This is a genomic window from Pseudomonas sp. C2.3V (assembly GCF_058536325.1).
Map to the genome: position 1 here is coordinate 219,626 of NZ_JBZUBN010000001.1, position 26,336 is coordinate 245,961.

General features: G+C 58.5%; 31 protein-coding genes. 10 read left to right on the plus strand and 21 right to left on the minus strand.

Annotated features, from left to right (window positions below; genetic code table 11):
- Positions 1 to 79: 79 nt before the first annotated feature.
- Positions 80 to 1,750, minus strand: a complete 1,671-nt coding sequence (locus tag AC4LF3_RS01100) for a Na/Pi cotransporter family protein (protein WP_010796573.1) — start codon at positions 1,748 to 1,750, stop codon at positions 80 to 82.
- A gap of 513 nt (positions 1,751 to 2,263) precedes the next feature.
- On the opposite strand from AC4LF3_RS01100, the gene AC4LF3_RS01105 reads away from it, so the two are divergent.
- The 4 genes from AC4LF3_RS01105 to AC4LF3_RS01120 all read left to right on the plus strand — a co-directional run bounded on the left by AC4LF3_RS01105 (position 2,264) and on the right by AC4LF3_RS01120 (position 5,708).
- Positions 2,264 to 3,271, plus strand: coding sequence for a methionine ABC transporter ATP-binding protein (locus AC4LF3_RS01105; protein WP_010796574.1), 1,008 nt, complete (start codon positions 2,264 to 2,266; stop codon positions 3,269 to 3,271).
- On the plus strand, positions 3,271 to 3,945 hold the full coding sequence (locus tag AC4LF3_RS01110; protein ID WP_074821341.1) for a methionine ABC transporter permease: 675 nt from the start codon (positions 3,271 to 3,273) through the stop codon (positions 3,943 to 3,945). The genes AC4LF3_RS01105 and AC4LF3_RS01110 overlap by 1 nt, the downstream gene beginning before the upstream one ends.
- Before the next feature lie 89 nt (positions 3,946 to 4,034).
- Positions 4,035 to 4,814, plus strand: coding sequence for a MetQ/NlpA family ABC transporter substrate-binding protein (locus AC4LF3_RS01115; RefSeq protein WP_491836230.1), 780 nt, complete (start codon positions 4,035 to 4,037; stop codon positions 4,812 to 4,814).
- Positions 4,815 to 4,931: 117 nt separating this feature from the next.
- Positions 4,932 to 5,708, plus strand: a complete 777-nt coding sequence (locus tag AC4LF3_RS01120; RefSeq protein WP_491834636.1) for a MetQ/NlpA family ABC transporter substrate-binding protein — start codon at positions 4,932 to 4,934, stop codon at positions 5,706 to 5,708.
- Positions 5,709 to 5,768: 60 nt separating this feature from the next.
- On the opposite strand, the gene AC4LF3_RS01125 is transcribed toward AC4LF3_RS01120, so the two are convergent.
- The 3 genes from AC4LF3_RS01125 to AC4LF3_RS01135 all read right to left on the minus strand — a co-directional run bounded on the left by AC4LF3_RS01125 (position 5,769) and on the right by AC4LF3_RS01135 (position 7,881).
- Positions 5,769 to 6,206 carry a VOC family protein gene (locus AC4LF3_RS01125; RefSeq protein ID WP_491834637.1) on the minus strand — a complete coding sequence of 146 codons (438 nt, stop codon included), beginning with the start codon at positions 6,204 to 6,206 and terminating at the stop codon, positions 5,769 to 5,771.
- 88 nt (positions 6,207 to 6,294) lie between these two features.
- A complete protein-coding gene (locus tag AC4LF3_RS01130; protein ID WP_491834638.1) occupies positions 6,295 to 7,455 on the minus strand; it encodes an MFS transporter in 1,161 nt (386 codons plus the stop codon).
- A 51-nt stretch (positions 7,456 to 7,506) separates the two neighbouring features.
- Positions 7,507 to 7,881: a hypothetical protein gene (locus tag AC4LF3_RS01135; protein WP_239382354.1), complete on the minus strand. Its 375-nt coding sequence runs from the start codon at positions 7,879 to 7,881 to the stop codon at positions 7,507 to 7,509.
- 337 nt (positions 7,882 to 8,218) lie between these two features.
- On the opposite strand from AC4LF3_RS01135, the gene AC4LF3_RS01140 reads away from it, so the two are divergent.
- The 3 genes from AC4LF3_RS01140 to AC4LF3_RS01150 all read left to right on the plus strand — a co-directional run bounded on the left by AC4LF3_RS01140 (position 8,219) and on the right by AC4LF3_RS01150 (position 10,146).
- Complete coding sequence (locus AC4LF3_RS01140) at positions 8,219 to 8,386, plus strand: rubredoxin (protein WP_010796583.1); 168 nt, start codon at positions 8,219 to 8,221, stop codon at positions 8,384 to 8,386.
- A 148-nt stretch (positions 8,387 to 8,534) separates the two neighbouring features.
- Entirely contained in the window at positions 8,535 to 9,689 is a 1,155-nt protein-coding gene (locus AC4LF3_RS01145; protein WP_491834639.1) for an NAD(P)/FAD-dependent oxidoreductase, read from the plus strand.
- Positions 9,690 to 9,873: 184 nt separating this feature from the next.
- Entirely contained in the window at positions 9,874 to 10,146 is a 273-nt protein-coding gene (locus tag AC4LF3_RS01150) for an HU family DNA-binding protein (RefSeq protein ID WP_010796585.1), read from the plus strand.
- 148 nt (positions 10,147 to 10,294) lie between these two features.
- Here the strand turns inward: AC4LF3_RS01150 and AC4LF3_RS01155 are convergent, their stop codons facing one another.
- The 3 genes from AC4LF3_RS01155 to AC4LF3_RS01165 all read right to left on the minus strand — a co-directional run bounded on the left by AC4LF3_RS01155 (position 10,295) and on the right by AC4LF3_RS01165 (position 13,678).
- Entirely contained in the window at positions 10,295 to 11,881 is a 1,587-nt protein-coding gene (locus tag AC4LF3_RS01155; protein WP_125888153.1) for a SulP family inorganic anion transporter, read from the minus strand.
- 200 nt (positions 11,882 to 12,081) lie between these two features.
- Complete coding sequence (locus AC4LF3_RS01160) at positions 12,082 to 12,777, minus strand: carbonic anhydrase (RefSeq protein ID WP_491834640.1); 696 nt, start codon at positions 12,775 to 12,777, stop codon at positions 12,082 to 12,084.
- 502 nt (positions 12,778 to 13,279) lie between these two features.
- Entirely contained in the window at positions 13,280 to 13,678 is a 399-nt protein-coding gene (locus AC4LF3_RS01165; RefSeq protein ID WP_010796588.1) for a hypothetical protein, read from the minus strand.
- A 170-nt stretch (positions 13,679 to 13,848) separates the two neighbouring features.
- Here AC4LF3_RS01165 and AC4LF3_RS01170 point away from each other — a divergent pair, with 170 nt between their 5' ends.
- Together AC4LF3_RS01170 and AC4LF3_RS01175 are read left to right on the plus strand one after the other, a co-directional pair.
- Positions 13,849 to 14,493, plus strand: a complete 645-nt coding sequence (locus tag AC4LF3_RS01170; RefSeq protein WP_491834641.1) for a hypothetical protein — start codon at positions 13,849 to 13,851, stop codon at positions 14,491 to 14,493.
- A gap of 92 nt (positions 14,494 to 14,585) precedes the next feature.
- Complete coding sequence (locus AC4LF3_RS01175; RefSeq protein WP_434140307.1) at positions 14,586 to 15,056, plus strand: hypothetical protein; 471 nt, start codon at positions 14,586 to 14,588, stop codon at positions 15,054 to 15,056.
- A 36-nt stretch (positions 15,057 to 15,092) separates the two neighbouring features.
- On the opposite strand, the gene ybaL is transcribed toward AC4LF3_RS01175, so the two are convergent.
- From ybaL to AC4LF3_RS01205, 6 genes are all read right to left on the minus strand, one after another.
- On the minus strand, positions 15,093 to 16,799 hold the full coding sequence (gene ybaL, locus AC4LF3_RS01180; RefSeq protein ID WP_312271299.1) for a YbaL family putative K(+) efflux transporter: 1,707 nt from the start codon (positions 16,797 to 16,799) through the stop codon (positions 15,093 to 15,095).
- 304 nt (positions 16,800 to 17,103) lie between these two features.
- Positions 17,104 to 18,165: a PA0069 family radical SAM protein gene (locus AC4LF3_RS01185; RefSeq protein ID WP_010796592.1), complete on the minus strand. Its 1,062-nt coding sequence runs from the start codon at positions 18,163 to 18,165 to the stop codon at positions 17,104 to 17,106.
- Positions 18,166 to 18,277: 112 nt separating this feature from the next.
- Positions 18,278 to 18,805 carry a lactoylglutathione lyase gene (gene gloA / locus AC4LF3_RS01190; protein ID WP_122041061.1) on the minus strand — a complete coding sequence of 176 codons (528 nt, stop codon included), beginning with the start codon at positions 18,803 to 18,805 and terminating at the stop codon, positions 18,278 to 18,280.
- Between the two features lie 118 nt (positions 18,806 to 18,923).
- Complete coding sequence (locus AC4LF3_RS01195; RefSeq protein WP_491834642.1) at positions 18,924 to 19,949, minus strand: LLM class flavin-dependent oxidoreductase; 1,026 nt, start codon at positions 19,947 to 19,949, stop codon at positions 18,924 to 18,926.
- On the minus strand, positions 19,912 to 20,085 hold the full coding sequence (locus AC4LF3_RS01200; protein ID WP_491834643.1) for a hypothetical protein: 174 nt from the start codon (positions 20,083 to 20,085) through the stop codon (positions 19,912 to 19,914). The genes AC4LF3_RS01195 and AC4LF3_RS01200 overlap by 38 nt, the downstream gene beginning before the upstream one ends.
- A gap of 60 nt (positions 20,086 to 20,145) precedes the next feature.
- The gene (locus AC4LF3_RS01205) at positions 20,146 to 20,877 is read right to left on the minus strand and encodes a glutathione S-transferase (RefSeq protein ID WP_289925303.1); all 732 of its coding nucleotides are present in this window, start codon (positions 20,875 to 20,877) and stop codon (positions 20,146 to 20,148) included.
- Between the two features lie 256 nt (positions 20,878 to 21,133).
- On the opposite strand from AC4LF3_RS01205, the gene AC4LF3_RS01210 reads away from it, so the two are divergent.
- Positions 21,134 to 22,012: a YihY/virulence factor BrkB family protein gene (locus AC4LF3_RS01210; protein WP_010796596.1), complete on the plus strand. Its 879-nt coding sequence runs from the start codon at positions 21,134 to 21,136 to the stop codon at positions 22,010 to 22,012.
- A gap of 6 nt (positions 22,013 to 22,018) precedes the next feature.
- On the opposite strand, the gene AC4LF3_RS01215 is transcribed toward AC4LF3_RS01210, so the two are convergent.
- From AC4LF3_RS01215 to AC4LF3_RS01250, 8 genes are all read right to left on the minus strand, one after another.
- A complete protein-coding gene (locus AC4LF3_RS01215) occupies positions 22,019 to 22,576 on the minus strand; it encodes a GNAT family N-acetyltransferase (RefSeq protein WP_491836231.1) in 558 nt (185 codons plus the stop codon).
- 16 nt (positions 22,577 to 22,592) lie between these two features.
- Complete coding sequence (locus tag AC4LF3_RS01220; protein ID WP_010796598.1) at positions 22,593 to 23,219, minus strand: LysE family translocator; 627 nt, start codon at positions 23,217 to 23,219, stop codon at positions 22,593 to 22,595.
- A gap of 25 nt (positions 23,220 to 23,244) precedes the next feature.
- The gene (locus AC4LF3_RS01225) at positions 23,245 to 23,511 is read right to left on the minus strand and encodes a hypothetical protein (RefSeq protein ID WP_491834644.1); all 267 of its coding nucleotides are present in this window, start codon (positions 23,509 to 23,511) and stop codon (positions 23,245 to 23,247) included.
- A gap of 87 nt (positions 23,512 to 23,598) precedes the next feature.
- Complete coding sequence (locus AC4LF3_RS01230; RefSeq protein WP_010796600.1) at positions 23,599 to 23,967, minus strand: hypothetical protein; 369 nt, start codon at positions 23,965 to 23,967, stop codon at positions 23,599 to 23,601.
- 143 nt (positions 23,968 to 24,110) lie between these two features.
- Entirely contained in the window at positions 24,111 to 24,593 is a 483-nt protein-coding gene (locus tag AC4LF3_RS01235; protein ID WP_491834645.1) for an AAA family ATPase, read from the minus strand.
- A gap of 8 nt (positions 24,594 to 24,601) precedes the next feature.
- A complete protein-coding gene (locus tag AC4LF3_RS01240) occupies positions 24,602 to 25,171 on the minus strand; it encodes a GNAT family N-acetyltransferase (RefSeq protein WP_491834646.1) in 570 nt (189 codons plus the stop codon).
- A gap of 25 nt (positions 25,172 to 25,196) precedes the next feature.
- Positions 25,197 to 25,754, minus strand: a complete 558-nt coding sequence (rimJ, locus tag AC4LF3_RS01245) for a ribosomal protein S5-alanine N-acetyltransferase (protein WP_010796603.1) — start codon at positions 25,752 to 25,754, stop codon at positions 25,197 to 25,199.
- Between the two features lie 78 nt (positions 25,755 to 25,832).
- The gene (locus tag AC4LF3_RS01250; RefSeq protein WP_491834647.1) at positions 25,833 to 26,336 is read right to left on the minus strand and encodes a GNAT family N-acetyltransferase; all 504 of its coding nucleotides are present in this window, start codon (positions 26,334 to 26,336) and stop codon (positions 25,833 to 25,835) included.

Below are 26,336 nucleotides of genomic sequence, written 5' to 3' on the forward strand. Positions count from 1 at the left end.
TCCGGCAGGACATGACAAGACCTGCCGGATAAGGTGAGTAGAGTAGCGCTATCTCGCGCCACGGTGTGCGTTTCGAAGGCTACGACTCATGAAGGTCGGGTGGGGTTTCCATTGAAGCTGCGTGCTCGGTCTCATATCCGGATTCCGCCTGCTCCAGGACGCCATAGGCGATACTGCAGAACAGCGAATTGAGACGCTTCATGTCTGACAGCAGGCCAAGGTGTAGCGAGCTGGTCTCGATGCTTTGTACGACCTGATGGTGCAGACGCTCCACATGGGCGTGGGCGTATCGCCGCTCCAGGACGCGAAAGCGCTGCTTGGCACGCCGCAGGCGACGGGCCGAGTCGGCATCGCCAGACAGAAAGACTGACAGGCATAGCCTCAGGTTGGCCATCAGGTGGCCGTGCAATGCGGCGAGTTCTTCAAGGCCTTGCTCGGAAAAGGAGCGATTGGCCGAGATTTTCTTGTTTTCCAAATCACTGGCCATGCGCTCGATGATATCTCCGGCCTGCTCAAGGTTGATGGCCAGTTCGATGATCTGCGCCCAGCGACGGCTGTCCCGATCCCCCAGATCTTCTCGCGGAATACGGGCCAGATAGAGCTTGATGGCGGTGTAGAGCGCATCAACATCATCATCCAGGCGGCGGACTTCCCGTCCCTGGGCCTTGGTGCCACCGCTTATCAAGGCCATCAGCTCCGTGAGCATATGCTCTACCACATCGCCCATACGCAGCGCCTCACGGGCGGCGTTGGCAAGCGCCAGGGCGGGGGTATCCAGTACGGACGTATCCAGATGACGTGGGTTCATGGTGATGTCTGCCTGCGGCCGGTCCGGCAGGACGAGTGTGCAGAAGCGCGCCATCGGACGTGTCAGGGGCAGGAACACCACACAGCGGACGAGGTTGTAGAGTACGTGGAAGCCAATTACCAGCTCTGCGGCTGCCAGTTCCCAGTTGTCCATCCAGTCGGCCACGGTGTCGACCCACGGCAGTACCAGCGCGCAGCCGGCCAGCTTGAACAGCAGGCTGCCCAGGGCTACCCGCCGACCGGCCGGGGTCTGGCGGGACGCACTCAACATGGCCAGAAGACCGCTGCCCAGATTGGCACCCACCACCAGGCAGAGGGCTACTTTCAGCGAAATGACGCCTGAGCCGGCCAGCGTTGCCGTCAGCAGGACAGCCGCAAGACTGGAATAGGAAATCATGGCGAACAGAGCCCCGGTCAGGGCGTCGAGCATTTCGTCTCCGGTCAGTGAGGAGAACAGCACCTTGACGCCCGCAGCCTGGGTCATGGGTGTTGCGGCCGCTACGATCAGCTCCAGCGCCAGAATGATCAGTCCCAGCCCGATCGCCACCCGGCCCAATTGCCCGGGGCGGGACTGCTTGTGACCAATGAAAAGAATGACGCCCACCAGGATCAGCAGCGGAGAAAGCCACGACAGATCAAAGGTGAGCACACGGGCCATTAGTGCCGTCCCTACGTCGGCGCCCAACATGATCGCAAGGGCAGGCCTGAGGGTCATAAGCCCCTGGCCTACGAAGGAGGTTGCCAGCAGCGCGGTGGCATTGCTGCTTTGCACGAGTGCGGTAACCCCAATGCCAGCGGCAAAGGCTAGCGGGGTGTGACGTACGCTGCGGCTGAGTACGCGACGCAGGTTCGCCCCGTAGACCCGCATGATGCCGGTCCGGACGATGTGCGTTCCCCATACCAGCAGGGCCACCGCAGAAAGAAGGTTCAGTAGTGTCAGCATTCAGGCGCCCTCCCGGCGCAACTGCTTCCCGGCTGCCTGGCCAGGCTGTAACAAAAGTTTCACATTCATATGACATGCAGGCCGCAGCGTCTGCTGAGACGGCAGGACGGTAATCGGGGCTATACAGGGTTAGTCGCCTGTGTAAGGCATATGTTCAGCCTGTGGAGAGCGGCCTTTTCGCGCTAGGGGCGCAGGAGCACACCGTAAACGCTCTAGCTCGGCAGACGGCGCGAGTTAGGTCGGGAGCGTTTTCGCTGAATATGGCGTCTGACTGATTGTGAATCGACACAAGGTAAGGTGTTCGCGGCAGGGGTGCGTTATAGTCCGCCGCCGTGTCCATATGCCATTTTTGCCGCTGCATTTAGAAAACAAATATTAAGAAGATATAAACAGCCGCGGTAAACTGTGCGTTTATGTGGGCGCTTTGCCAGCGTCATATCGATAAATCAGGAGGCACAGCCGCTTATCAGGGCTGACCACGCCTACAGCAATACCCACAAGGTTTCGCGTTAAGTGATCGAATTTCAGAACGTTCAAAAGACCTACCTCGTTTCAGGTCGCCAGGTGCCGGCGCTCCAGTCGACCAACCTGCGCGTCGAGGCGGGCGAAGTCTTCGGCCTCATCGGCCACTCCGGGGCCGGCAAGAGCACCATGCTGCGCCTGATCAACCGGCTGGAAGCACCCAGCGGCGGCCGGATCATTGTGGATGGCGAAGACGTCACCGCGCTGGACAGCGCCGGTCTACGTGCCTTCCGCCGTCGCGTCGGCATGATCTTTCAGCATTTCAATCTGCTGTCATCCAAGACCGTGGCGGCCAATATCGCCATGCCGCTTGAGCTGGCAGGTGGACATTCCCGCGCCGAGATCAACGCGCGCGTGGATGAATTGCTGGCCCGTGTTGGCCTGACTGACCATGCCCGCAAATACCCGGCACAGCTCTCGGGCGGCCAGAAACAGCGGGTCGGCATTGCCCGTGCGCTGGCGACGCGGCCGAAGATCCTGCTGTGCGACGAGGCCACCAGTGCTCTCGACCCGCAGACCACCGGACAGGTGCTGCAGCTGCTGGCGGAGATCAACCGTGAACTGGGTCTGACCATTGTGCTCATCACCCATGAAATGGATGTGATCCGTCGAGTCTGTGACCGCGTGGCGGTACTCGATGCCGGCACAGTTGTCGAGCAGGGCACAGTGGCGGATGTCTTCCTGCATCCCAAGCATGCCACCACTCGGCGCTTTGTGTTCGAGGCCGAACACGTGGACGAGGGCGATCTGATGTCGTCCTACAGCCATGTGGAGGGTCGTATCTTGCGCCTGACCTTCCGTGGCGAAGCCACCTATGCGCCTCTTCTGGGTCAGGTAGCCCGGGAAACCGGCGTGGATTACAGCATTTTGGGCGGTCGAATCGACCGTATTCGCGAAGAACCCTACGGCCAGCTGACCATTGCCCTCGTGGGAGGGGATCTGGACGCCGCTCTGGCTCGTTTCGACGCCGCTGATGTAACCGTGGAGGTCATTCGCTGATGGACGCTTTTCTCGCCTTTTTTGCCGATATCGACTGGGCCGAAATCTGGCAGGCTACCCTCGACACCCTGCAAATGCTGGGCTGGTCGATGTTGTTTACCGTACTGCTCGGCTTGCCGCTGGGCGTTCTGCTCTTTTTGACCGGCAAGCGGCAGTTGCTGGAACAGCCCATCGTGTATGGCCTGCTGTCGTTTCTGGTGAACGTCCTGCGTTCGATTCCCTTCATTATCCTGTTGATTCTGATGATCCCGATTACCGTATGGCTGATCGGCACCTCGCTGGGCGTCGAGGGTGCTATTCCGCCGCTGGTGGTGGGGGCTGCGCCCTTCCTGGCACGTCTGGTCGAGACGGCGCTGCGCGAAGTGGATCGTGGCATCATCGAGGCAACCCAGGCCATGGGCGCAAGCCTCTGGCAGATCGTGACCCGTACCCTGCTGCCCGAGGCCCTGCCTGGCCTGATCGCCGCTGCAACCGTTACAGCGATTGCGCTGGTGTCCTACACGGCCATGGCGGGCGTGATCGGTGGCGGTGGTTTGGGTGATCTGGCGATCCGCTTCGGATACCAGCGCTTCCAGACCAATGTCATGGTGGTCACCGTCGTACTTCTGCTGATCCTGGTACAGGTGCTGCAGATGGTCGGTGACCGCCTGGTTGTAAAGTTCAGCCGCCGCTAACAGGCTGTCCGCCGGGCCTCAAGGTCCGGCGGAAAACACTAGCATTACACGCTGTTCCCTCTTATTTTCGAAAGGAATCCGCTATGTCTCTGAAACGTACCCTGCTTTCCGTTGCGCTTGGTTTTGGTCTGGTGACAGCGGCTCATGCCGAGACCCTGAAGGTGGCAGCGAGCCCTATTCCCCACGCAGAGATCCTTGAGCTGGTCAAACCCCAGCTGGCAAAGGAAGGTGTAGATCTGGAGATCAAGGTCTTCAACGACTATATCCAGCCGGATCGCCAGACCGACCAGAAGCAGGTCGATGCCAACTATTTCCAGAGCAAGCCCTATTACGAGTCCTACCAGAAGAGCAACAAGGACAGTAATCAGGTGCCGGTCGTAGCCGTACACGTCGAGCCATTTGGCGCCTATTCCCAGAAGATCAAGTCGGTTTCCGAACTAAAAGACGGCGCGACCATTGCCATCCCCAACGATCCGACCAACTCGGGTCGCGCGTTGCTGCTGATCGCCAAGCAGGGTTTGATCACCCTGAAAGACCCGAACAACATCTCTGCTACCCAGCGCGACATCGTGGATAACCCCAAGCACCTGAAGTTCAAGGAGCTTGAGGCCGCTACGCTGCCGCGTGTACTGAACCAGGTGGACCTGGCGCTGATTAACGCCAACTATGCGCTGCAGGCCAAGCTGGTACCGACCAAGGATGCGCTGTTCATCGAAAGCGCCGAGTCGCCCTACGCCAACTACCTGTACATCCGTGCGGAAAAAGCCAACGATCCAGCCATCCAGAAGCTGGCCAAGGCCCTGACCACGCCTGAAGTGAAGAAATTCATTCAGGAGAAATATCAGGGTGGCGTTGTTCCCGCGTTCTGATCGTAATGACCTGATCGGGTATGAGGAGAGGGGTTGAGGGGTAGACCTTGAACCCCCATCTCCTGGACTGATCCGCGTGTCGTTGACATGCTTTTGAATCTGCCGAGGAGTTTGACCATGAAGAAACTGATTGCCGCTGCTGCCCTGCTGGCTGCCGCCGTCACTGCCCATGCGGCAGAAAAGCTGAGCGTGGCGGCAACGCCTGTTCCGCATGCCGAGATTCTGGAATTCGTAAAGCCCCAGCTGGCGAAGGAAGGCGTGAACCTGGACGTCAAGATTTTCACTGACTACGTTCAGCCCAACCTGCAGGTGGCCCAGAAGCGTCTGGATGCCAACTTCTATCAGCACAAGCCTTACCTGGACGAATTCAACAAGAGCCGCGGAACCGATCTGGTGCCGGTCGCTCAAGTGCATGTGGAGCCGTTCGGTATCTACTCCCAGAAGGTCAAAAGCCTGGATGAGGTCAAGGAAGGCGCAACCGTTGCCATTCCCAGCGACGCCACCAATGGCGGCCGTGCCTTGCTGCTCCTGGAAAAAGCCGGTCTGATCACGCTCAAGGATAACTCCAATATCCTGGCGACCCCGCGTGACATCGCCACCAATCCCAAGAAGCTCAAGTTCAAGGAGCTTGAGGCCGCTACGCTGCCGCGTGTGCTGAACCAGGTGGACCTGGCGCTGATCAACACCAACTATGCGCTGGAAGCCAAGCTGAACCCGACCAAGGATGCGCTGCTGCTGGAAGGCAAGGAATCGCCTTATGCCAACCTGCTGGTTGCCCGCCCGGACAACAAGGACAGCGATGCCATGCAAAAGCTGGCCAAGGCCCTGACCAGCCCGGAAACCAAGAAATTCATCGAAGACAAGTACAACGGTGCGGTTGCTCCGGCGTTCTGATCGCTTCGATAACAAAAAGCCCGCCCTGAACCGGCGGGCTTTTTATGGGTACGATCCGGATTAGCCGGGCTGCATCAGCTCAACCACAACCCGATCGGGCCCGTGGATCGTCACGACTTGCCAGCCCTCACGGGGACCCTGGGTAATGATACGGGGCGCTGGTACCTCATACCCCGCCTTGCGAATGTGCACCAGTCGCGCCTCAAGGTCATGGACCTGAAACAGGAGGGGAATGACCGCAGGGATTTCAGGCTCCGGTAGCTGATGCACAGGAATAGGCTGCTCGATCAGCAGCACACGGTAATCATGAGCTTCCAGCTCGGCAACAGCGGTCGCCTGGAGGCTCGAAAGCGCTTCATCAGCAGCTGATTCGCTTCGGCGAGTGAGCGTGAAGCCAAGGGCAACCGCCCAGAAATTCAGCGACTCAGCCAGTGACGGAACAACAAGTCTGAGGTAATCGGAACGGCGTAAGACGGTAATAGGCTCGCTTGAAAACATCAAAAATATCCATGACTAGTCACCTAAGGGTATCTCGTTGAGCCTGCTAGGCTGAGGCCAGGTAGGTAAAGATTGAGTAAAGCCTGTCTCATTTTGAACCTTCGAAGGACTCAGCTTCGGTCACCGGTAAAGCGCCGCGAATCTGCACGATAATGATCATGACCAGCGCCCCCGCAGCCAGCAGCAAAGGCATGGCGTGGCCGGTCAGCCATTGGCTGGCGGCTCCGGTGGTTAAGGGGCCGAGCAGGCAGCCGAAGCCCCAGAGCTGGGCGATATGGGCATTGGCTTGGACCAGCTCGGCGTCCCGGTAACGCTCGCCAATCAGGATCAGGGCGAGGGTGAAAATACCACCGGCGCTGGCACCAAAGATCACCAGTAACGGCCAGATGTAGGTGGTGTGCAGCAGGAGCGGCATGGCGAGGCTGGTCAGCAGCAGTGTGACACCACATGCCTTGAACAGACCGGTGCGCGAAACACGGTCAGCCAGTGCGCCCAGCGGCAGTTGTAGCAGGGCGTCTCCGGTCACGACCGTGCTGGCCATGAGCAGGGCGGTACGCTGGTCAAAGCCTTGGTTCAATGCGTACACCGGCAGCAGTGTCAGCATCATGGCCTCGAAGGCGGCAAATAGCACAACTGCCCAGGCGATGGCGGGGAGTTGCCGGCAAAAGCGCAAAAGGCCGCGGCCAATGGAGCCATGATCGCTGGCTTTGGGCGCACCGCTGCGGCCTACAAGCGCAAGGGAGCCCATGATGAGCAGGGCGGTACTGATCCAGAAACCGCCGTTGCCTTCAGTGCCAATCAGGGTCAGAACCAGGGGGCCGGTCAGCTGGCTTAGCGCATAGGCGCTGCCATACAACGCCACCAGTTTGCCGCGCCACTGTTCAACGATGATCTGGTTGATCCAGCTTTCACCGAGCACGAAGATCATGGTCAGAATAACGCCCAGCAGTAACCGGAGCAGTACCCAGACGCTGTAATAGGGCAGGAGGGACAGCAGCAGTACGGACAGCGCACCCGCCAGAAGGCAGAGCTGCATCAGCCGCGGCGTACCGATACGAGCGGCCAGGCGTCCGGTTATACCGGCCCCCACGATGATGCCGATGGCCGGCGTGGCCGCCATGAACCCAATGGCGAACGGGCCGTAGCCCCAGTTTTCCAGCCTCAGTGATACCAGCGGCATGGTGATGCCCAATGCCAGACCCACACTGATGATGGCGCCCAGCACGGCAAAATAGGTCCCCCAGCGCATGAGCGCTCCTTGTGGTGCAGAGGGTAATAGGACAGCACGTGCCGGCGAGAGTTACGCCTTGTTCAGCTTGCCGAAATGTTCGCAGGCGGCATCGCAGAAACGCTCCAGCCGGTCGACGATATCCGGTGTCAGGCTGACCCAGCGCACCCGGCGGTCAACATCGCCATTGGTTTCAATCAGATAGCCCCGGTCGATCAGATGCTGGACATATTTGACGGCGGTGCGCCGGCTGATGCTAGGCATGAACGCATAGAGATCGGTTTTGCGCAGAGATTGATCCTGCCGCTGCCACATGTTGATGAACAGGTCGGAGTAGCTGAGATCGCTTAGCCCCAAATCGCCGAAATGAGCAATCCAGCTGTTGTCCATGGCCAGAATGGCGTGTGCAACAGCGCGGCGTTTGGTTTGACTGAAGCGACGGGTCATGTTCGTTACCGGTAAGTGCAGACAGGCAGGGCCTGTTTGTTGGCTTTCTTGTCTCGGTGGCTAGCGCTTGGCACCCACCGTTTACAGGGCAACACAGGTTAAGCGGCTCGCGGCAGCTGACGAGCATGCGCAGTGTAATGGCTGGACGATATCCGCCGGTAGCGTTTGTATACAGGCGCGCGCCTGTTGTGCACTAGTGGTCATGCGTGACACGCAGGACAGATGAACTAGAGGAGAAAATACGTTTCCGATAGGCTGAGAAGAACCGGTGACATGTGTGATGCCCAGAGCCTCACCGGATCACCAGCCCTGATGAGTTTTTAAGGACACGATAACGATGCGTAAGTGGCAATGTATTGTCTGCGGTTACATTTATGACGAAGCGGCAGGCTGGCCGGATGATGGTATTGCGCCTGGGACCCGTTGGGAGGATGTTCCGGAAGACTGGATGTGTCCGGATTGCGGCGTCGGCAAATCCGATTTTGAAATGATCGAGATCGCCTGATCCGCTCCTTCCCAAGCGGCCGACCGGTTGCTGTCTTCGTCCCGGGTCTGCGTTGATGACAGGCCCGGTGACACATTCAATAATGCGTGAACCTATCTGAGCGGGGCGCCCGGTGACGCCACGCCTGAACCAACGCAGAGAGAACGTTATGAGCGAAATTTTACCCCTGGTCATCATCGGCACAGGGTTGGCGGGCTACAACCTGGCCAAGGAATGGCGCAAGCTCGATAGCCAGACGCCTCTACTCATGATTACGGCCGATGACGGGCGTTCCTATTCCAAGCCCATGCTGTCCAACGGCTACGCCAAGAACAAGCAGCCGGATGAGCTAGTCATGGCGGAGCCGGGGGCAATGGCTGATCAGTTCAATGCCCGAATCTTTACCAATACCCGCGTCACGGCTATCGACCCTGGCCACAAGCGAATCTGGCTAGGTGAGGAAGAGGTTCGCTACGAAAACCTTGTCCTGGCCTGGGGCGCAGAACCTATTCAGGTGCCCGTTGCAGGAGGGTGCGAGGACGCTTTCTTCCCAATCAACGACCTGCAGGACTACGCCCGTTTTCGTCAGGCAGCTGAAGGCAAGCAGCGCGTGCTGATTCTGGGGGCCGGGTTGATTGGCTGTGAGTTTGCCAATGACCTGCGAAGCGGCGGCTATGACGTGGATGTGGTCGCACCGTGTGAGCAGGTCATGCCCAATCTTGTTCCTGCCCAGGTGGCAGCAGCCGTTCAGAGCGGGTTGGAAAGCATTGGCGCGCGGTTTCACCTGGGGCAGACGGTGACACGGCTGGAGCGCGAAGGGGATGGGTATCTGGCGCACCTTTCCGATGGTGCGACTCTACCCTGCGACGTAGTGGTGTCGGCTGTAGGTCTCAAACCACGGGTTGATCTGGCGCAGGCGGCAGGCCTTGAGGTCGAGCGCGGCATTGTGGTCAATCGCGAGCTGCGTACCTCCCATGAAAACATCTATGCCCTGGGAGACTGCGCCGAAGTGGAAGGGCAAAGCCTGATGTATGTGATGCCGCTGATGGCCTGTGCCCGTGCTCTGGCCCAGACGCTGGCTGGAAAGCCCACGGCAGTTACCTATGGTCCGATGCCAGTAACGGTAAAAACGCCAGCCTGCCCGCTGGTTGTCGCATTGGTCAACAAAGGGGCCAAGGGTGAATGGCGGGTTGAAGGAAGTGGAGCGGATATCAAGGCGTTGTGCGTTGATAGTGAAGGTAAATTGCTGGGTTATGCCTTGAGCGGAGCAGCCGTCAGCGAAAAATTGGCGTTAAACAAGCAATTACCACCCGTTCTGGCGTAATGACTGAAATACAACGTTACACTCAAGACGCGTCAGTCGTATGGAAAAAGCGCTGAATGCGACTGGCGCGCGGGTTTGGGCCGTGCCATGCTCAGAGTGCCTGCTTAAACGCGGCTGCTCCGTTCCAGACAAGGGGTGGAGAGTACGGATACAACAACAATAAACACCTACAAGAGGCATCTTTATGCGCAAACCGGAACTCGCCAGCGCCATCGCTGAAAAAGTCGGTCTTTCCAAGGAACAGGCCAATACCGTTCTCAATGCCGTGCTTGATGAAATTGCCAATGCATTGCACCGCAAGGATAACGTCACGTTGGTAGGCTTCGGTACTTTCCTTCCCCGCCATCGCGGAGCCCGTACAGGCAAGAACCCGCAAACCGGTGAACCGGTCAAGATTCGCGCTAGCAATACCGTGGCTTTCAAGCCCGGCAAGGCCTTGCGCGACAGCATCAGCTGATCCCTTGCGCACTGCCTGTATCGGCGTGCTGGGTATGAACTGTCTGGCCCTCTCCCGCCTTCCAGACCGCCATACCCGAACCTCACCGCTACAGGGCATCTGCGTCTAACTATCCGGCGGGCACCTCTGTACCCGCCGGACACACAGGTTAGGCGGCCGTCTGCACGGCGCCTGTCGAGGGTGATCCGCCCAGCGAAGCCGCTTTATGGTAGCGACCTTCCAGACGACGCTTGAGCGCGCGAGGCTCAATGATCAGCTTGACGCCATTGGACTCGTTGGTCCGTTCCCAATCCGCCAGCAGTTCCATGCAGGCATGATCGATATAGCTCACACGATCCAGTGGTACATGTAGGGTTGTACCCGGCTTAACGCCTTCCAGCACTTGAGTGATCTTGGGCACCTTCAGGAACGTGGCCGAGCCGCTCATGCGCAGTTCTGCCTGGGTCTCGTCTTCCTTGTCATAGACCAGAGCCACTTTAAGGCGTGAGGCCTTGAACGCCAGGGTGGCTACCGACAGGGCAAAGCCTAGAACGACACCCGTGAGCAGGTCGGTAAAGACAATGGTCAGCGCCGTCACGGCATAGATCAGGATAGGCGTACGTCCATACTGCTTCAGGCCTTGCAACGCCGAAGGACTGGCCAGTTTTACACCGGTATAGACCAGGACGCCTGCCAAGCTGGCAATCGGGATCTGCTTGAGCACGAAGGGGAGCGCGGCGACGAACGCCAGCAGCCACGCGCCATGCATAATGGCCGATGCACGTGTTTTAGCGCCAGCCTGAACATTGGCTGAGCTACGAACGATTACCCCGGTCATAGGTAGCGCACCGACGATACCGCACAGCAGGTTACCGACGCCCTGGGCTGACAGCTCACGATCGAACTGGGAACGGGGCCCCTGGTGCATCCGGTCAACCGCTGCGGCGGACAGCAGCGTTTCGGCACTGGCAATAAACGCCATGGCAACCGCTGCCATGAACAGTGTCGGATTGGTCAGCATGCCCAGGTCGGCAAAGGTGATCCAGTCAATGGCGTCGCCGAGGTTGTCCGGCACGTTGACCCGGTTGACGTCCAGATTCATCCACAGGCTGGCCATCGTAGCTGCCGTTACGGCGATCAGCGCGCCTGGCAAAAAGCGTAGCGAATATGGCCGTTTCTTCTCCCAAAGCCACATGATGGCGATGGTGGCGATACCCAGCATGGCCGCATAGGCACCGCTGCCCTCGTGTCCGCCCCATTCACCGGCTGCCTGTACGGCCGCCTTCGGAAAACCGACCAGGTTGGAAAGGCCCGACGCTTGCGGTGAGGCGTCGAGCATCACATGGACTTGGGACAAGACAATCAGAATACCGATACCGGCCAACATGCCGTACACCACGGCAGGCGAGGTGACGCGGAACCAGGCGCCCAGCCGGGCAAAGCCCGCTGCGACCTGAATGATCCCGGCCAGGATCAGCACCGGCCCGAGGGCCTTCATGCCATGCTGGTTGACCAGTTCGAATACCAGTACGGCAAGCCCTGCGGCCGGGCCGCTGACCTGCAAGGGGGAGCCGGCCAGAAAGCCGACGATGAGGCCACCAATGATGCCGGTCACCAAGCCCTTGGCTGGCGGCATTCCGGAGGCGATGGCGATGCCCATGCACAAAGGCAGGGCAACGAGAAAGACTACCAGCGAGGCCAAGGCATCGCGTGGAAAGGTCTGCTTGAGTGATGCTGCAGAAGTGTTTCCGAGCATGGTCCTATCCTCCGTAAAAACGCATAGCAACCTGTGCCAGAACCCTTCCTAACCGGCTCTGGCAGAGTCGTTTACCCACACGAAGACGGACAGCGCCCATGACTGCAGGCAGCCATGGGCCTCGTCTGAAAATGACCAGCTATGTTGTTTTTATTGAGGTGCTGGCGACTTCGGCGCGCAAGGCGCGCCGAAGGCTTGGATCAGTTTGAGTTCAAACGGGGACGTGGCGTGGCGATTGGCATCGGACCTTCTCCATCCAGGGGACGGAAGCGGCCTTCGATAGCGTCGTATGCCTTGATTTCACTGGTTTCGATCGAGTAGACCCAGCCGTGAATGAACAATTGTCCACTTGCCAGACGCGAAGCCACGGATGGATGCGTTTGCAGGTGAGTCAACTGCGCCACAACGTTTTCCTCAGTGAGGAAGTTCAGCTCTCCATCATGAGTGTGTTCACACATCTGGTGGTCGGCAACAACCGTTCTGGCAATTTCAGCATGGCGTAACCAAGCTCTAACGGTAGGCATTTTTTCCAGCGATGCCGGGTTCAACACCGCTTTCATGGCGCCGCAGTCGGAGTGACCGCAGACAATGATGTGCTGGACACCCAGTGCCGATACGGCGTATTCGATCGCCGTCGAAACACCGCCATTCATTTGCCCATAGGGCGGAACGACGTTTCCAACGTTACGGGTAACGAACAGATCGCCTGGGGAGCTCTGGGTGATCAGCTCAGGCACGATGCGCGAGTCGGCACACGTAATGAACATGGCGCGTGGCGATTGTGCATTGGCCAGCTTTTTAAATAACTCCTCCTGCTCTGGGAACACTTCCTTTCGGAAGCGCTTGAAGCCATCGACAATTTGTTGCAAGGCGTCATCCGCACAAGGGACGTTCATGTTTTTCTCGTTCATGGTCCAACCTCTTTACGTGGACGAAACAACTAACCATTGTCCGATCGGGTACTGCTTGAAGCAGACGTTGCCCACCAACGTCTGGTTACAGCTTAATCCCGAAACCCTCCGGACCACGTAGCGTTGGGCATATGCCCCAGGCTTGAAGCAAGCCTAGAGCGCGAAGCTTAATTCACCCTGAAGAAAAAGTAGTGAAAGGAACAGTTTGAAGATATTTCCAAATTTTATTGCGATCAAATAGCCATCATGTGGTGGCTAATTGCTTAAAAGAGGTTTTTGGAGCTATTGGATTTTTTAGGGCAGGATTTAAATCTGGAATAGTTCACAGATAGAACATTTTTATTCAATGCTGAAGTGAGCAAATGTCTATTGCGCCACATTGCACGGCTTGAAGTGAGATAAAGGTGTAATGGGTTATCAGGTAAAGCAGTACGTCAGTACCAGGATACCGGGCAGGTAGATCATCAACCTGCCCAGCGAAATCCGATCAGCGGACACCGATTCCGCGCATGGCCGCGTCCAGCGCGTTAGCACTCAGGTACTGATGATCGGCGCCCAGACCACTTTGCAGGGCCTCTTCCAATGCAGGGCGCAGCCGATTCCACTTGTGCTCATCCTCCATCCACTCGAACAGCTCTTGCCCCAGCGGCTTGATACCCCTGACCTCCGAATCTTTCTCGAACGGATAAGGCGCGTCGATAAAGCCGTTGCGGACCAGTTCATCCGCTGCCTTGAGAATGGCTTCGATGACCTGCGGATCGTCGGCCGATGTGTCCTGACGGCGTGCGACATCTACCGCAATAGTGCGTACCGAGACGCTATCCTCGCGGGTGCCTGCTCGTAATACGTCACGGGTGGTATCCCAATCAACCTTCAGCTTTTGCATGGTTCCTCCTGTAATTCAGGTAGTGGCTATAACTCCTGACCACAGAAAGAGGCCTTCGGCTCGTTCCAGCGATCGGCAGTCCACCATTAGACCGGCGGCATGGGCAGGGGTGAGTGTCAGGTGGAACGCAAGGTCCAACCGTTTACACGCCTGGTTTTTCTGGAGGCCCTATGCCGTTGCCTGACATCCAGCTGATCGAGTCGGCTGCCTTGCCATATCTGCTTTCCGTGCCCGAGGGCCTTCCACCCGCGGAAGGTTGGCCGGTGCTCTGTTTTCTGCATGGCTACGATGAGGGCGCGCCCATGGCGATCCATAAGGCGTTGACGGTGCATGGTCCGCTCAACCCAGGTAATCCGGGGCAGGTAAGGGAGACCTTTATCGTGGTGGCGCCACAGATGCCATCCAAGGGTGATCGCTGGCATCGCTTTGCTGATGAGGTCAGCCGCCTTGTGGCAGACGTACAGACAGTTCATCACGGCGACCGCAGGCGAACCTACCTGACCGGCTTTAGCTTTGGCGGAAACGGTGTATTCGATCTGGCGCTCTCCCAACCTGCTTTCTGGGCGGCGTTATGGTCGGTAGACCTGACGCGCGTGCCTCAATCCGATCCGCAACGACCGGTCTGGATCAGTGTTGGCGAGGTGACGCGCCGGGCAACGCCCGCCTTTATCAGCCGCCTGGGCCTGACCTCGGCTGAGACCTCCCAGGAGGGAGACCGCCTGTATCTGGATCAGGGGCAGGACCATGTAGGCGCTGCTCGCCTGGCTTATCGGGACATACGAATCTACCAGTGGCTGCTGGCCAGGCAGCTGTAACAGAATACATCCTGGCTTGCCGACAGGAAGGATGCTCAAGGCTGAACTACGCTGTGCAGAGGGCTTGATGTGCCCTTCAAGGAGAACCCGCAGTGAGATTTGCCCGACGTATCGCCCTTGCCCTTCCGGCTTGCCTGCTGGCCACACTAACCTTGGCGGCCGAGCCGTCACAGCCACCGTCCAGCCCTGAAAAGACCACGCAACCGATGCCTGCATCGTCACTAGCCTCGCCAGCCGATACCGGCGCGTCGGGGAGCACGGCTTCAGGCGTGCTGCTGACCATTATCCTGCGGCACGACCAGTCCAAGCCACTGACCGAAACCAAGCAGGAGCTCAGGCGTCAGGGCTTTTTTGACAATTTTCCGCCCCCGGGCACGGAGGTGGTGTCCTGGTATGTCGTGATGGGAATTGGTCAGATCGTGACCCTGCGCGTACCGCCGGACAAACTGCCGGACGTGAACATGGCGGTGGAAAAGGGCGCCTGGGGCTCCTTTCATACCGAGTTCTATCCGACCTATGACTACCGGGAGGCTGCCAAGAGCGAATACAAGTCGCTCAAGTAGACAGGGCGGGAGCCAGCGGGCTCCCGCTGTCACCCATTAGCCGGGATGCGGATGCAGGTCTTCTCCACGCTCCTGGGTGGGCAGGCCCAGCTCGGTAAACATACCTCGAGCAATCTCGCGCTCGCCCATGATGACAACGTTGGCGCCACTTTCCTGCAGGTGCTGCACCAACTCGTCGTAATGGGCGCGGGAAACGATATTGAGGGACGCATTCAGCTCTCGCGCACGCCTCGAGACCTCGCAGGCCTCAATCCCGTTCGGGATGGCGATCAGCAGCGTATGCGCCTGCTTGATATGAGCCTTTTGAAGCACGTTCGGCTGAGCAGCATTACCCAGCACGGCACTGATCTGCTCTGCCCGCAGCTCCTCGATATGATCGCGATCATTCTCGATCACCACGAACGGCATGTGTTCACGGCGCAGGCGAGCACTGACCAGCCTGCCAACTCGACCATGGCCGACCAGGACCACATGATCGGTTTCGGTAATCGGTGGCGGCTCTACCACTTCGGGCGCATGGGGCGCCTTGGCATTGGGAAGCGCCTGCCCTTCGCGTCGCTCGAGCCATGGCTGGAGACGGTCGATAATGCTGAACAGCGCAGGGTTTAGAATGATGGAAATGATCGCACCGCCCAGAATCAGGTCGCGGCCTTCCTCAGGCAGCAGCTCCAGGCTGACGCCCAGGCTCGCCAGGATGAATGAAAACTCACCAATCTGGGCAAGACTTGCTGAAATGGTCAGGGCTACGCTGAGTGGGCGCCGGGCCAGCAGTACGATGATCAGCGCCGCCAGGGACTTGCCAACGATGATGATCAGTACCGTGGCCAATAGGTGCAGCGGGTGCGAGAGCAGCACTTCCGGGTTGAACAGCATGCCGACAGAAAAGAAGAACAGCACGGCAAAGGCTTCACGCAATGGCAGGGAGTTGTCGGCTGCCTCGTGACTGAGTTCCGACTCGTTCAGGACCATGCCGGCAAAGAAGGCACCCAGCGCAAAGGACACGCCGAACAGGACCGATGAGCCAAAGGCAATCCCCATGGCCAGTGCCAGTACGGCGAGGGTAAACAACTCCCGTGATCCGGTGCGGGCGACACGCTTGAGTAGCCACGGGACTACTCTCCGGCCCACGATCAGCATCAGCGCTACGAAGGCGCTCACTTTCACCAGCGTCAGCAGAAGTTGCATGCTCAGGCTAGTGTCGCTTTCGGCGGCCTTGCCGCCCAGCATGCCGGAGAGTGCTGGCAGCAGAACCAGTGCCAGCACCATCATCAGGTCTTCCACAATCAGCCAGCCGACGGCGATGCGACCGCGGCGACTTTCCATCATCTGTCGTTCCTCCATGGCCCTGAGCAGCACCACGGTACTGGCGACCGAGAGTGATAGGCCAAAGACCAGCCCTGCACCCAACCCCCAGCCCAGGAGGTGCGCAAGGCCCATCCCCATAAGCGTGGCTACGGCAATTTGCCCAATGGCACCGGGAATGGCGATTTTGCGGACCGACATCAGGTCCTTGATGGAAAAATGCAGGCCTACGCCAAACATCAGCAGAATCACACCGATTTCGGACAGCTCATGGGCAATATCACTGTCGGCTACAAAGCCTGGCGTAAAGGGACCGGCCAGTACGCCGGCCAGAAGGTAGCCCGCCAGAGGAGGCAGGCGCAGGCGGTTGGCGAGGAGGCCTAGAAAAAAGGCCAGAACCAGGCCGGCAGCCAAGGTAGTAATCAGGGGCATTTCATGCATGCGGAGGCTCCATGTGGGGCTGGGGCAAAAAGAACCCGCAAGGCTTGGAGACCCAGCCTATGGACTGGCCTCACCATGGCGCTCAGATATTCAAGGCATCATGCACGCAGCGATAAAGTACGCACCGTATTGGAGTTATAGCTACAAAAATGCTGGCGCCAAACCTTATAAGGCCAGGCAGGGTGTAGTAAGGACAAGCGGTAAAGGCTGAAAGTTGCCGTTCTCTTTTCAGCGTGTCTGAATAAAGTGTTTTCAGGGTTATCTCAGATATTTCCCGATATTACGCACGCTTTACCAACAAAGGTCAGAACAGTGGCATCTGCTGACCGGGAGGGCTGAACTGGGTGCAGTCCAGCGAGATGCGTGCTTCGCGACGATTCAGGCCCAGGCGGCGCAGGGCGATACGAAATCGCTGCTCAAGCAGATCGGCAAATACCCCCTCGCCATGCATGCGCGTGGTAAAGCGACTGTCGTAGACCTCACCACCTCGACTCTGGCGAATCAGGCTCATGACGTGGGCCGCACGCTGCGGATAGTGAGCTCCGAGCCATTCCTCGAACAAGGGAGCCACTTCCCGCGGCAGGCGCAGCAGAACATACCCTGCCGAGCGAGCCCCGGCATCATGGGCTGCTTCAAGCAGATGCTCCAGTTCTCGGTCGTTAATCATTGGAATAATCGGGGCACACATGACGCCAACCGGAACCTCGGCCTCACGCAGGGTGCGAATAATCTTGAGCCGCGCGGACGGGGCCGCTGCCCTGGGCTCCAAGGTACGTTTCAGCTCATCGTCCAGTGTGGTCAGGCTGATTCCGACCTTGATCAGGCCACGGGCCGCCAGCTCGCTTAACAGGTCAAGGTCACGCAGGATAAGCGTACCCTTGGTAATAATCGTGGCCGGATGCCGATACCGGAGGAGTACCTCAAGCGCCTGGCGCGTCAGGCGCTGCTCGCGTTCGATGGGCTGATAGGGATCGGTATTACCCCCGATGGCGATGGGCTTGCAGATATAACCCGGTTTGGACAGCTCCCTCTCCAGAGTTTCGGCCAGATTGGTCTTGGCAATCAGCCGGGTCTCGAAGTCGAGGCCGGGCGAGAGGTCCCAATAGGCATGGGTTGGGCGGGCATAGCAGTAGATACAGCCATGTTCGCAGCCGCGATAGGGATTAAGAGACTGTTCGAAGGGAATGTCCGGCGAGGTATTACGCGAGATAACCGTCTTGGCCGTTTCCAGCCGAATCTCGGTTGCCTGGGTGGGAGGAATATCCTGGAACCAGCCATCGTCATAAGCTTCCGACCGGGTAGGGGCATAGCGGTTGTGCGGATTACTACCGGTCCCCCGACCGCGTGGAGGCTTTTGATGAGTCATGACCTTGTCTCAGAGATACACTGTTTGAATATACAGTATATCTTAAGCAGGCATTAAGCCAGAGGGTACGGCGGAAAAAGGCAGGACGGCGCGGAGCGCCGTCCTGGAAGTCTTACGCGACCGGCGTGAACTGGATGATTTCTACCCAGTAGCCATCGGGGTCCTTGATAAACGCGATGTCTTTCATGCTGCCGTCGGTCAGGCGCTTCTGGAAGGTAACGCCCAGCTCTTCGAAGCGCGCGCAAGCAGCGTGGATATCCGGTACGGCAACGCACAGGTGGCCAAAACCGCGCGGATCGCTGTTACCACTGTGGTAGCTGAAGTCCGCATCATCTTCGGTGCCGTGGTTGTGGGTCAGCTCCAGAATGCCTGGAATGGACTTGCGCCAGCGGTGACGCTCTTCCGGATCCGTCGGGATCTGGGACTTGTCGGCAATCAGCGCCAGGAAGTACAGGCTGAACTTGGCAGCCGGAAAGTCTTTCTTTTCCAGCATGGTGAAGCCTAGGACACGGGTATAGAAGTCCAGGGACTTCTCGATATCCTTTACCCGGACCATGGTGTGGTTGTAGACGTATTCGGCGGTGGCCGCGTCAGGCTGGGCCGTGACGCCCGGCAGGTTGTTCAGTTCATTCAAGGTCATCGTATTTCTCCAGACGATCAATCCAGACGTTACTTAGATAGCCAGCTTATCACTTTCGCGTGTCGTTTAGGCTGAGTAGACCCTGGCTGTGGCAAATGGCCACGAAGGCCGTTGAGGATCAGGACAATTCCAGCAGAGCCTGCTGCTTTGCCTGCCAGACGATCTCATAGGACCGCAGACGCTCCTTAAAGTCATAGGTCTCGGTATGAATCAGGAGTTCATCGGCTTGGGTGCTTTCCAGCAATTTCTGCAAACCTGCCCGCACCTCATCAGGGCCTCCAATGATGGCCGCTGCATACTGGTCTTCCACGGCCAGCCGCTCTTGAGGCGTCCACTCCATCGTTTCGGGCGGAGGCTTCAGCCGGCTGGAGCGGCCACGCCCGAGATCCAGTGCCTTTTGATACAGGGAGTGCATCAAACGCTTGGCTCTTGACCGGGTATCCGCCGCCATGACGGGAACAGCCACGATGACCCGCGGCCGCGGCTGGTGCAGAGAAGGTTTGAAATGCTCGCGATAGGCCGCTATCGCCTCATGCAGGCGGGCCGGCGAAAAATGCGCGGCAAACGCATAGGGCAGCCCAAGCTCAGCGGCCAAGCGAGCACTGATCAGGCTGGAGCCCAGCATCCAGATCGGAACGCTCAGCCCTTCGCCTGGGGCGCGGGTGAAGGGCTGCGTATTCAAGGCTGATTCCGTGCCTTCGTCGAATAGCGCAAGCAGTTCACGGACGCGCTCAGGAAATTCCCGGCTCGCCGTGATCATGTTGACCCGCAGCGCTTCCATGGTGGCGTAATCCCCGCCGGGAGAGCGACCTATGCCCAAATCGATGCGGCCTGGGTACAGGATTTCCAGCGTACCGAACTGCTCGGCCACGTATTGGGGTGTATGGTTCGGCAGCATGACACCGCCTGCCCCCACACGGATACGGTGGGTAACAGCGGCCACCTGCCCAATCAGCACGGCGGTGGCCGAGGCGGCTACACCGTCCATGTTGTGGTGTTCGGACAGCCAGTAACGGTGATAACCCCAGCGATCGGCCTGCTCGGCCAGGGTAAGGGTGTTGCGCAGGGCCTCGCCTACCGACTGGCCAGCCGTGACAGGGGCAAGATCAAGTATCGACAAGCGGGTCTTGGCTAATGTCCGCATGGGCCTCTCCTTGATGATCGGCAGCGCAACAGGCGCTTTCAGACAGAATCCGAGAGTCGCGTACGATGCGCTGCTCAGGCGGGAGAATCAAGGCGTGCAGGTGGTTGATGCCAAAAAGATCGCACACGTCTGGCATGTTCAGACCCGATGGAAACGGTTGGACTGAAGGCCCGGATCTGTCGAGCCTTCAGTTGGATCATACCTCGTCGAGTTCAGGATAATGACGGAAGATGCCGTTTTCGCTGAAGGGCAGGCGTCGATCAGAGGCTAGATAAGCCTTGATATTGGGACGCTGAGCAACTCGGGAGACCAGATCGACGACCTTGGGCATATCCGCCTCGATCCGCTGCATGGCCTTGGGCAGGGCATAACGCAGCCCGCTCACGACTTGAAAGAGCGACAGGTCGACATAGGAGAGCGAGTCTCCGACCAGATAACGATCTCCCTTGGGATTATCCTCTAGAACGTGCTCGAAATAGTCGAGAAACTTGGGGATACGTTCCTTGATGAACCCTTCTGCACGGCGCTTGGCTTCCGCCTTCTGGTCTTCGTAATACAGCGAAGAGCCTATGGGATGATGAATGTCGTGGGCTTCGGTTACAAGGTCAGCAATAGTCAGCTGCAGACCATGGGCCCACAGGCGTGAAGCCTCATCTTCTGGAGCCAGCCCGAGGCGGGGTCCCAGGAACTGCAGGATATTGGCAACATGGGAGACGATCAGATCGCCCGCCTTGAGAAACGGCAGGGCGAAGGGGGGGAAGGGCGTTGCCTCACCGTTCAGATAGGATTCCATGGCAGGCATGCCCAGGCCATCCTCTTCGGAGCCATTGCCCACATCCACGTAGTCAGCGCCGGCTTCTTCCAGCGCGAGGCGGATGAACTCGCCTCGTCCCTGAATGGTGGGCCAGTAATGCAGTTCGTAACGCATTGCTCGTCTCCTTTCAATGAGGGTCTCCCTGTGGGACAGACGATCCCTCCAGGAGTTGTTTGCCTCTTTTCACGAACGAACAGCCGTCACAGTATCGGATTGCTCGGCTTATGGCGGAAGGCGCGCGAACAGCCGTTTGATTCTTCTGCGGTGACATCTGCCGCTCAGTCCGGTCTACCCCCTACAAGGCTATGCCTTCACCTTTACAAACAGCCAAGTCCGGTTGCCTGTAGATAAAGTATGAGAGGAGATGGGGATGTTGGGATTCAGTCTTCGTGGGTTGGGCCCGCTGGACGTACTCAAGCGGGCAGTCAAGGAATTCAATGAAGACGATATGGCGACTTATGCTTCGGCATTGGCCTATCAGATGTTCTTTTCGATGTTTCCTTTCATTCTGTTCCTGATCTCGCTGGTGGGCTTTCTGCATCTGCCCGACTTCTTCAACTGGCTACGCGAGCAGGCCAACTATGTCCTGCCGGCGCAGGCACTGGAGCAAGTCAATCCAGTGATCGATCAGCTTCAGCAAAATCAGCAGGGCGGCTTGCTGTCGGTAGGGATCATCGTGGCGCTGTGGTCGGCTTCGGCGGCAGTGCGCTCGCTGATGACGGCCCTGAACATGGCCTATGATGTCGAGGAAGGACGACCCGTCTGGAAGCGGTTACCACTGTCGGTGTTTTATACTATCGGGCTGGCGCTGATGCTCATCAGCGCTGCCGCCCTGATGGTTACTGGCCCGCAGTTCCTGAATTGGCTGACCAGCTACATTGGCCTTGAACAGGTCTTTATCACGGTCTGGACCTGGATCCGCTGGCCCGTTGCTGTGATCCTCCTGATGCTGGCCGTGGCGATCATTTATTACGCAGCGCCCGATGTGGAGCAGGACTTTCGGTTCATTACACCCGGCTCGGTGCTCGCTGTAGTGGTTTGGATTGCCGCCTCCTTGGGCTTCGCCTTTTACGTCCAGAACTTTGGCAACTACAACGCCATGTATGGCGGGATCGGCACGATCATCATCATGCTCCTGTACCTGTACATCTCATCGGCGGTGCTGCTGTTTGGCGCAGAAATCAACGCGGTGATCGAGCATCACTCCAACGAGGGCAAAGAAAAGGGCGACAAGAAGCTGGACGAGTAAACCGCTTTAGGTCAGGCGGCGTTGCCAGTCCGTATGGGTGAGCCGGTACAGGCAGTGCCGGCGCAAGGGGTGGCCAGCAGGGACACGGGGATGATCGAAGTCTTCCTGGGTATTTCGCATTCCGAGCCGCTCCATCACGGCTCGAGAGCGGTGATTGCTCAAGGCTGTAAAGGCGACGATCTCGTCTAGCGCCAGTTGCTCGAACCCGATGCGCAAGGCTTCACGCGCGGCCTCTGAGGCATATCCCTTTCCCCAGTAGGCCCTGGCCAATCGCCAGCCAATTTCCATGCACGGCGAGCAGGGCAGACCTTCTGGAGCATTCAGGCCGGTAAAGCCGATGAATGCGCCTGTCTCTTTCAGTTCGACTGCCCAGAAGCCCCAGCCCTGCTGTTCAATCCTGGCCTGGATACGCTCACGCTCGGCCTCGCTGCCGGCAAAATCCAGTACACCCGGAAAGTATTCACGTACCTCTGGATCGGCGTTCAGCGCGGCATAAGGGAGACGGTCTTCGTCACGCCATGGGCGAAGCCGCAGGCGGACCGTTTCGTAAAGGGCAGGCTCCAGAGGCGGGTGCATATGGCTACCTTTGTTGCAAGGCCGCCACGGTCAGGCCGGACGTGATAAAGGCAATACCCGCACCCCAATTGAGACCGCCTACGACGCGTGGGCGATGCTTCAGCCAGCGGGCCAGCCGCGAGGCACAGGAGCCCATGATGGAAAAGCCGATAAAGGTCAGTAAGGCAAACCAGGCGCCGTAGACCAGCATCTGGATCGTCACGGAGCCGCGGGCAGGGCTTACGAACTGGGGTAGAAAGGCCAGGACAAACAGGCCCGGCTTGGGGTTGAGCACAGCCGACAGCAGCCCCGTAAGGAAGATGGTTTTCAGCGGCTGGTGAGCTGCCGGGGTGAAGGTGATCAGGTTGCGCGAGCGCAATACCTTGATCCCCAGCCACAGCAGGTAGGCGGCGCCCACCAGCTTGACGACCCAAAATGCCACGGCTGATGTTTTCATCAGTAGCGTCAGGCCGAAGGTGGCGGCTGTGACGTGAAACAGGATGCCAACGCCTGAAGACAGTCCGGAAACGATGGCGGCCCGGCTACCCTGGCTCAGGCCACGGCCAATGGCAAGCAGATTGTCCGGGCCGGGAGACAGGATCAACAACGCGCAGGCTGCGGTATAGGCGAGCCAGATATCGATTGGAAACATGATCAGTCCTTGGATATTTTTTTGTTCAGACCCAATAGTGATACAGGCGGATAAAGCCACGCCAGATCATACCCAGCCAACCGGGAAACAGGGTGGGCCAGATGAATGCTGCCAGCAAAAATAATCCCAGGCAGCCCCAGAAGTATCCTGTCCCGAGAAATACGCCCGTGAAAGCCAGCCCCTGATTGAGCGCAAGCCATAGCAGCGCCGCTGTTACCAGGGTAAACGGCAGGGCGACCAGGAGGCTGATAATGCGGGTTTCAAATGAGTGTCCGTCGTCCTTGCGGGCCATTGCAACTCCCTATCCATGAAAGGCACCTCCAGAGTATGGCAGTGTTCTGGTTGATCCAGCGTGCGGCAGTACCTGAATCGCGCCTATTCAGACGTTGCCCTTGTTGGCTTCGATCAGGCTAGACAATAGCTCGATGGCCCCTTCAGGATGCTCGACTTCGATGATCAGACGTTTGTACTGCTCATCTTCCAGGTCGATGATGATCGCCCGTTCCGCATGGCTGACATCCCAGAATACCTGCTCGCCCTCAAGGTAGAAGGTCCCGGCCGTCAGAATATTCGGAATCTTGGTGCCCGGTGCCTTCCAGCCTTTCCAGCCCTGCAGGACCGTATCGTCCTGGCGAGCCGCCAGGATATGCGATTGGGGGATCGTTAGCTGGCTCTTGAGTGCCCACAGCTTGTGAATGCCTTTGACGGTGAAGACGACGTTATTGCCTTCGATTTCGATCTCGACCATCCGCTGCTCCTCTCATCAGCCCGTTCTACAGTAGGGCTGGCTAATACGTTTCTTGAATAGATAAGGAACAGCGTAGCCGCGGATCGTTCGCCGGGTAGAAAAGTGTCTATGCCGTTTCAAAACAGACAGGCTGGCCAGAGTGCTCAAGCGTCCGGCCCAGGCGGCGTTGGTGCTGGGTCAGCTCCGCCTGGCGGCTGATACCGTGAAACCAGAAAGCGGCCATCCGGCTGTAACACAACGCGATGGATCTCATCGAACCCTTCCTCGAAGCGTGGCCGCTCCAACCGTTTAAGGGTTCCGAAGAGTCCGGCTGGCGGCACCTGGCGGGCGCGTGCCCGATTTCGCGCCTCGCAGCCGCGCGGGTCCGGCTCGAAAAAATAGCCGATCACGGTAAAGCCGGCCGCCCGAGCAGGCTCGATGTAGCGTGCCCGCTCGGTAGCAGTGGGATTGGTGTTATCGATAACCACCTTCTGTTGGCCTTCCAGGCAAGCCGTCAGCAGGAGCCGCTCTCGGTGGCGGGTGCGCAGCATGTCCCGGTTGATACGGACATGCGTGTCGAAAAAGCAGCGTTGGTAAAACGTCGACTTGCCCGCGGCCTGGATGCCTATGAACACGATCAATTCCATGGCGCAGCTCAGGCGATCCGGGCATATACGCGGGTGTTGCGTAGCGTGCCGTCCGGTGCCTTGCGCTCATGGTGCAGCGTTCCCTCAAGGCTGAAACCCGCCCGTTCACAGACCCGGCAGGAAGCAAGGTTTTCCTCATCCGTCAGGATCTGGATGCGCTCGGCCTTGAGGTCAGTGAACGCCAGGTGCGTCATGGCGCTGACCGCTTCGGTAATGTAGCCCTGTCGGCACTGGCTGTCCCGGCACCAATAACCGATCTCCATGCTGGGTACGTTCCAGTCGATATGGTGAAAGCTGGCGCAGCCCACCAGCATACCGGTGGTTTTGTCGATCAACAGAAACGGCAGATCCTTGCGTACGATAAAGCTTGATGCCGCAAGGCGGCAGTAGGCTTCGGACGTATCGACTGATGGCTCGGTCATCACCCACGGCAGCGAGGCTGGAAAGCGGCGCAGCGAGGCAAGCGACTCCACCACAGCCGCGTAGACTATGGCGCCATCACCGGCACGGGGAACCCGTAGTAGCAGACGTTCGGTTTCAAACTGTTCAGGAATGGTGCGCAGCAAGAGAGGAGTCATCGCAGTCCTTGGGGTATGTAATGGTTTAGACGCTGCTGGCCGGGTTGATCAAGGCGTTGAGGACGTGATCCTCCCAGACGCCATTGATCTTGAGATAGGCCCGTGCGTACCCCTCACGCTCGAAACCCAGACGCTTGAGCAGCCGCGCGCTGCGCTCGTTATGGGGAATGTAGTTGGCCATGATGCGATGCAGCCTGCGCTGCGTGAACATGTAGTCGATACCGGTCCTGGCCGCTTCGAACATGAACCCCTTGCCCTGATGGCTTTCAGCGATGGAATAACCCAGGTGGCAGGCCAGAAACGAGCCCCGGATGATATTGGAAAAGTTGCAGCAGCCAATGATCGCCTCGGTGCGCTTGTCGACAATGCTGAAACAGCAGGAGGCACCGGCCATGAAATCCTGCAGGTTCAGGCGAATCCGCTGGCGAACCGTCTCGGGTGTGTAGAAGGTTTCCTCCCGCAAGGGCTCCCAGATGCGCAGATGCTCGCGGTTTTCAAGCTCGAACCGCCGTCGCCGCACGACATCACGCTCGGTGGGGATGATCAGTCGGACCCGCTCTGCCTCTAACGTCAGGATGCTCATGGACTTTTATCTCTTATAAGCGCCTGAGCGTTATAACCGGAACATCACCCGGTTTTGTAGCGTTTTGGCAGATAAACCTCACCGGGCAAGCTCAAGGCGCATACGCTGTGGCTGATCTTCCCGTCCATCAGGCATGACGCGACCGGGCAGGTCGTGTTGCCACTCGAACCCGTGCGCTGCGTATACATGAATGGCCCGCCGATTGGATGTGTAGACATCAAGCTCAAGCGCGATAAAGCCGAATGCCCGGCTGCTTTCGATAAGTGTGCCCAGCAGGCGTGTGCCAAACCCCTGGTTACGAAAGGCTTTGTGAATCTGCATGCCCAGAAAACCCACTGAATCATCCCGGTCCGTCTGACCACAAACACTGGCCGGAAAGATTTCTCCCGAGCCGATAATCTGGCCCCCATGCTCGATGACTTGATTGGGCCAGCCATGCGCCAGAGCCTGAACCAAGCTTTCCAGAATACGCTCCCGGGCAGGCGGCAGCTGCCGATGAGTGTACAGCCCCTCCGCGCAGACGGAGGCGAAGAGGCTGTAAAAGCCATCAAGGTCGGCAAGCTCCGTCTGGCGTATCAGCAT

What these genes read in the sequence shown, in the direction of transcription:
- AC4LF3_RS01100 (WP_010796573.1), bottom strand. Translation starts at nt 1,750, where the DNA reads ATGCTGACACTACTGAACCTTCTTTCTGCGGTGGCCCTGCTGGTATGG.
- AC4LF3_RS01110 (WP_074821341.1), top strand. Translation starts at nt 3,271, where the DNA reads ATGGACGCTTTTCTCGCCTTTTTTGCCGATATCGACTGGGCCGAAATC.
- AC4LF3_RS01120 (WP_491834636.1), top strand. Translation starts at nt 4,932, where the DNA reads ATGAAGAAACTGATTGCCGCTGCTGCCCTGCTGGCTGCCGCCGTCACT.
- AC4LF3_RS01125 (WP_491834637.1), bottom strand. Translation starts at nt 6,206, where the DNA reads ATGTTTTCAAGCGAGCCTATTACCGTCTTACGCCGTTCCGATTACCTC.
- AC4LF3_RS01130 (WP_491834638.1), bottom strand. Translation starts at nt 7,455, where the DNA reads ATGCGCTGGGGGACCTATTTTGCCGTGCTGGGCGCCATCATCAGTGTG.
- AC4LF3_RS01135 (WP_239382354.1), bottom strand. Translation starts at nt 7,881, where the DNA reads ATGACCCGTCGCTTCAGTCAAACCAAACGCCGCGCTGTTGCACACGCC.
- AC4LF3_RS01140 (WP_010796583.1), top strand. Translation starts at nt 8,219, where the DNA reads ATGCGTAAGTGGCAATGTATTGTCTGCGGTTACATTTATGACGAAGCG.
- AC4LF3_RS01145 (WP_491834639.1), top strand. Translation starts at nt 8,535, where the DNA reads ATGAGCGAAATTTTACCCCTGGTCATCATCGGCACAGGGTTGGCGGGC.
- AC4LF3_RS01150 (WP_010796585.1), top strand. Translation starts at nt 9,874, where the DNA reads ATGCGCAAACCGGAACTCGCCAGCGCCATCGCTGAAAAAGTCGGTCTT.
- AC4LF3_RS01155 (WP_125888153.1), bottom strand. Translation starts at nt 11,881, where the DNA reads ATGCTCGGAAACACTTCTGCAGCATCACTCAAGCAGACCTTTCCACGC.
- AC4LF3_RS01160 (WP_491834640.1), bottom strand. Translation starts at nt 12,777, where the DNA reads ATGAACGTCCCTTGTGCGGATGACGCCTTGCAACAAATTGTCGATGGC.
- AC4LF3_RS01165 (WP_010796588.1), bottom strand. Translation starts at nt 13,678, where the DNA reads ATGCAAAAGCTGAAGGTTGATTGGGATACCACCCGTGACGTATTACGA.
- AC4LF3_RS01170 (WP_491834641.1), top strand. Translation starts at nt 13,849, where the DNA reads ATGCCGTTGCCTGACATCCAGCTGATCGAGTCGGCTGCCTTGCCATAT.
- ybaL (WP_312271299.1), bottom strand. Translation starts at nt 16,799, where the DNA reads ATGCATGAAATGCCCCTGATTACTACCTTGGCTGCCGGCCTGGTTCTG.
- AC4LF3_RS01185 (WP_010796592.1), bottom strand. Translation starts at nt 18,165, where the DNA reads ATGACTCATCAAAAGCCTCCACGCGGTCGGGGGACCGGTAGTAATCCG.
- gloA (WP_122041061.1), bottom strand. Translation starts at nt 18,805, where the DNA reads ATGACCTTGAATGAACTGAACAACCTGCCGGGCGTCACGGCCCAGCCT.
- AC4LF3_RS01195 (WP_491834642.1), bottom strand. Translation starts at nt 19,949, where the DNA reads ATGCGGACATTAGCCAAGACCCGCTTGTCGATACTTGATCTTGCCCCT.
- AC4LF3_RS01200 (WP_491834643.1), bottom strand. Translation starts at nt 20,085, where the DNA reads ATGCCAGACGTGTGCGATCTTTTTGGCATCAACCACCTGCACGCCTTG.
- AC4LF3_RS01205 (WP_289925303.1), bottom strand. Translation starts at nt 20,877, where the DNA reads ATGCGTTACGAACTGCATTACTGGCCCACCATTCAGGGACGAGGCGAG.
- AC4LF3_RS01210 (WP_010796596.1), top strand. Translation starts at nt 21,134, where the DNA reads ATGTTGGGATTCAGTCTTCGTGGGTTGGGCCCGCTGGACGTACTCAAG.
- AC4LF3_RS01220 (WP_010796598.1), bottom strand. Translation starts at nt 23,219, where the DNA reads ATGTTTCCAATCGATATCTGGCTCGCCTATACCGCAGCCTGCGCGTTG.
- AC4LF3_RS01225 (WP_491834644.1), bottom strand. Translation starts at nt 23,511, where the DNA reads ATGGCCCGCAAGGACGACGGACACTCATTTGAAACCCGCATTATCAGC.
- AC4LF3_RS01230 (WP_010796600.1), bottom strand. Translation starts at nt 23,967, where the DNA reads ATGGTCGAGATCGAAATCGAAGGCAATAACGTCGTCTTCACCGTCAAA.
- AC4LF3_RS01235 (WP_491834645.1), bottom strand. Translation starts at nt 24,593, where the DNA reads ATGGAATTGATCGTGTTCATAGGCATCCAGGCCGCGGGCAAGTCGACG.
- AC4LF3_RS01240 (WP_491834646.1), bottom strand. Translation starts at nt 25,171, where the DNA reads ATGACTCCTCTCTTGCTGCGCACCATTCCTGAACAGTTTGAAACCGAA.
- rimJ (WP_010796603.1), bottom strand. Translation starts at nt 25,754, where the DNA reads ATGAGCATCCTGACGTTAGAGGCAGAGCGGGTCCGACTGATCATCCCC.
- AC4LF3_RS01250 (WP_491834647.1), bottom strand. Translation starts at nt 26,336, where the DNA reads ATGCTGATACGCCAGACGGAGCTTGCCGACCTTGATGGCTTTTACAGC.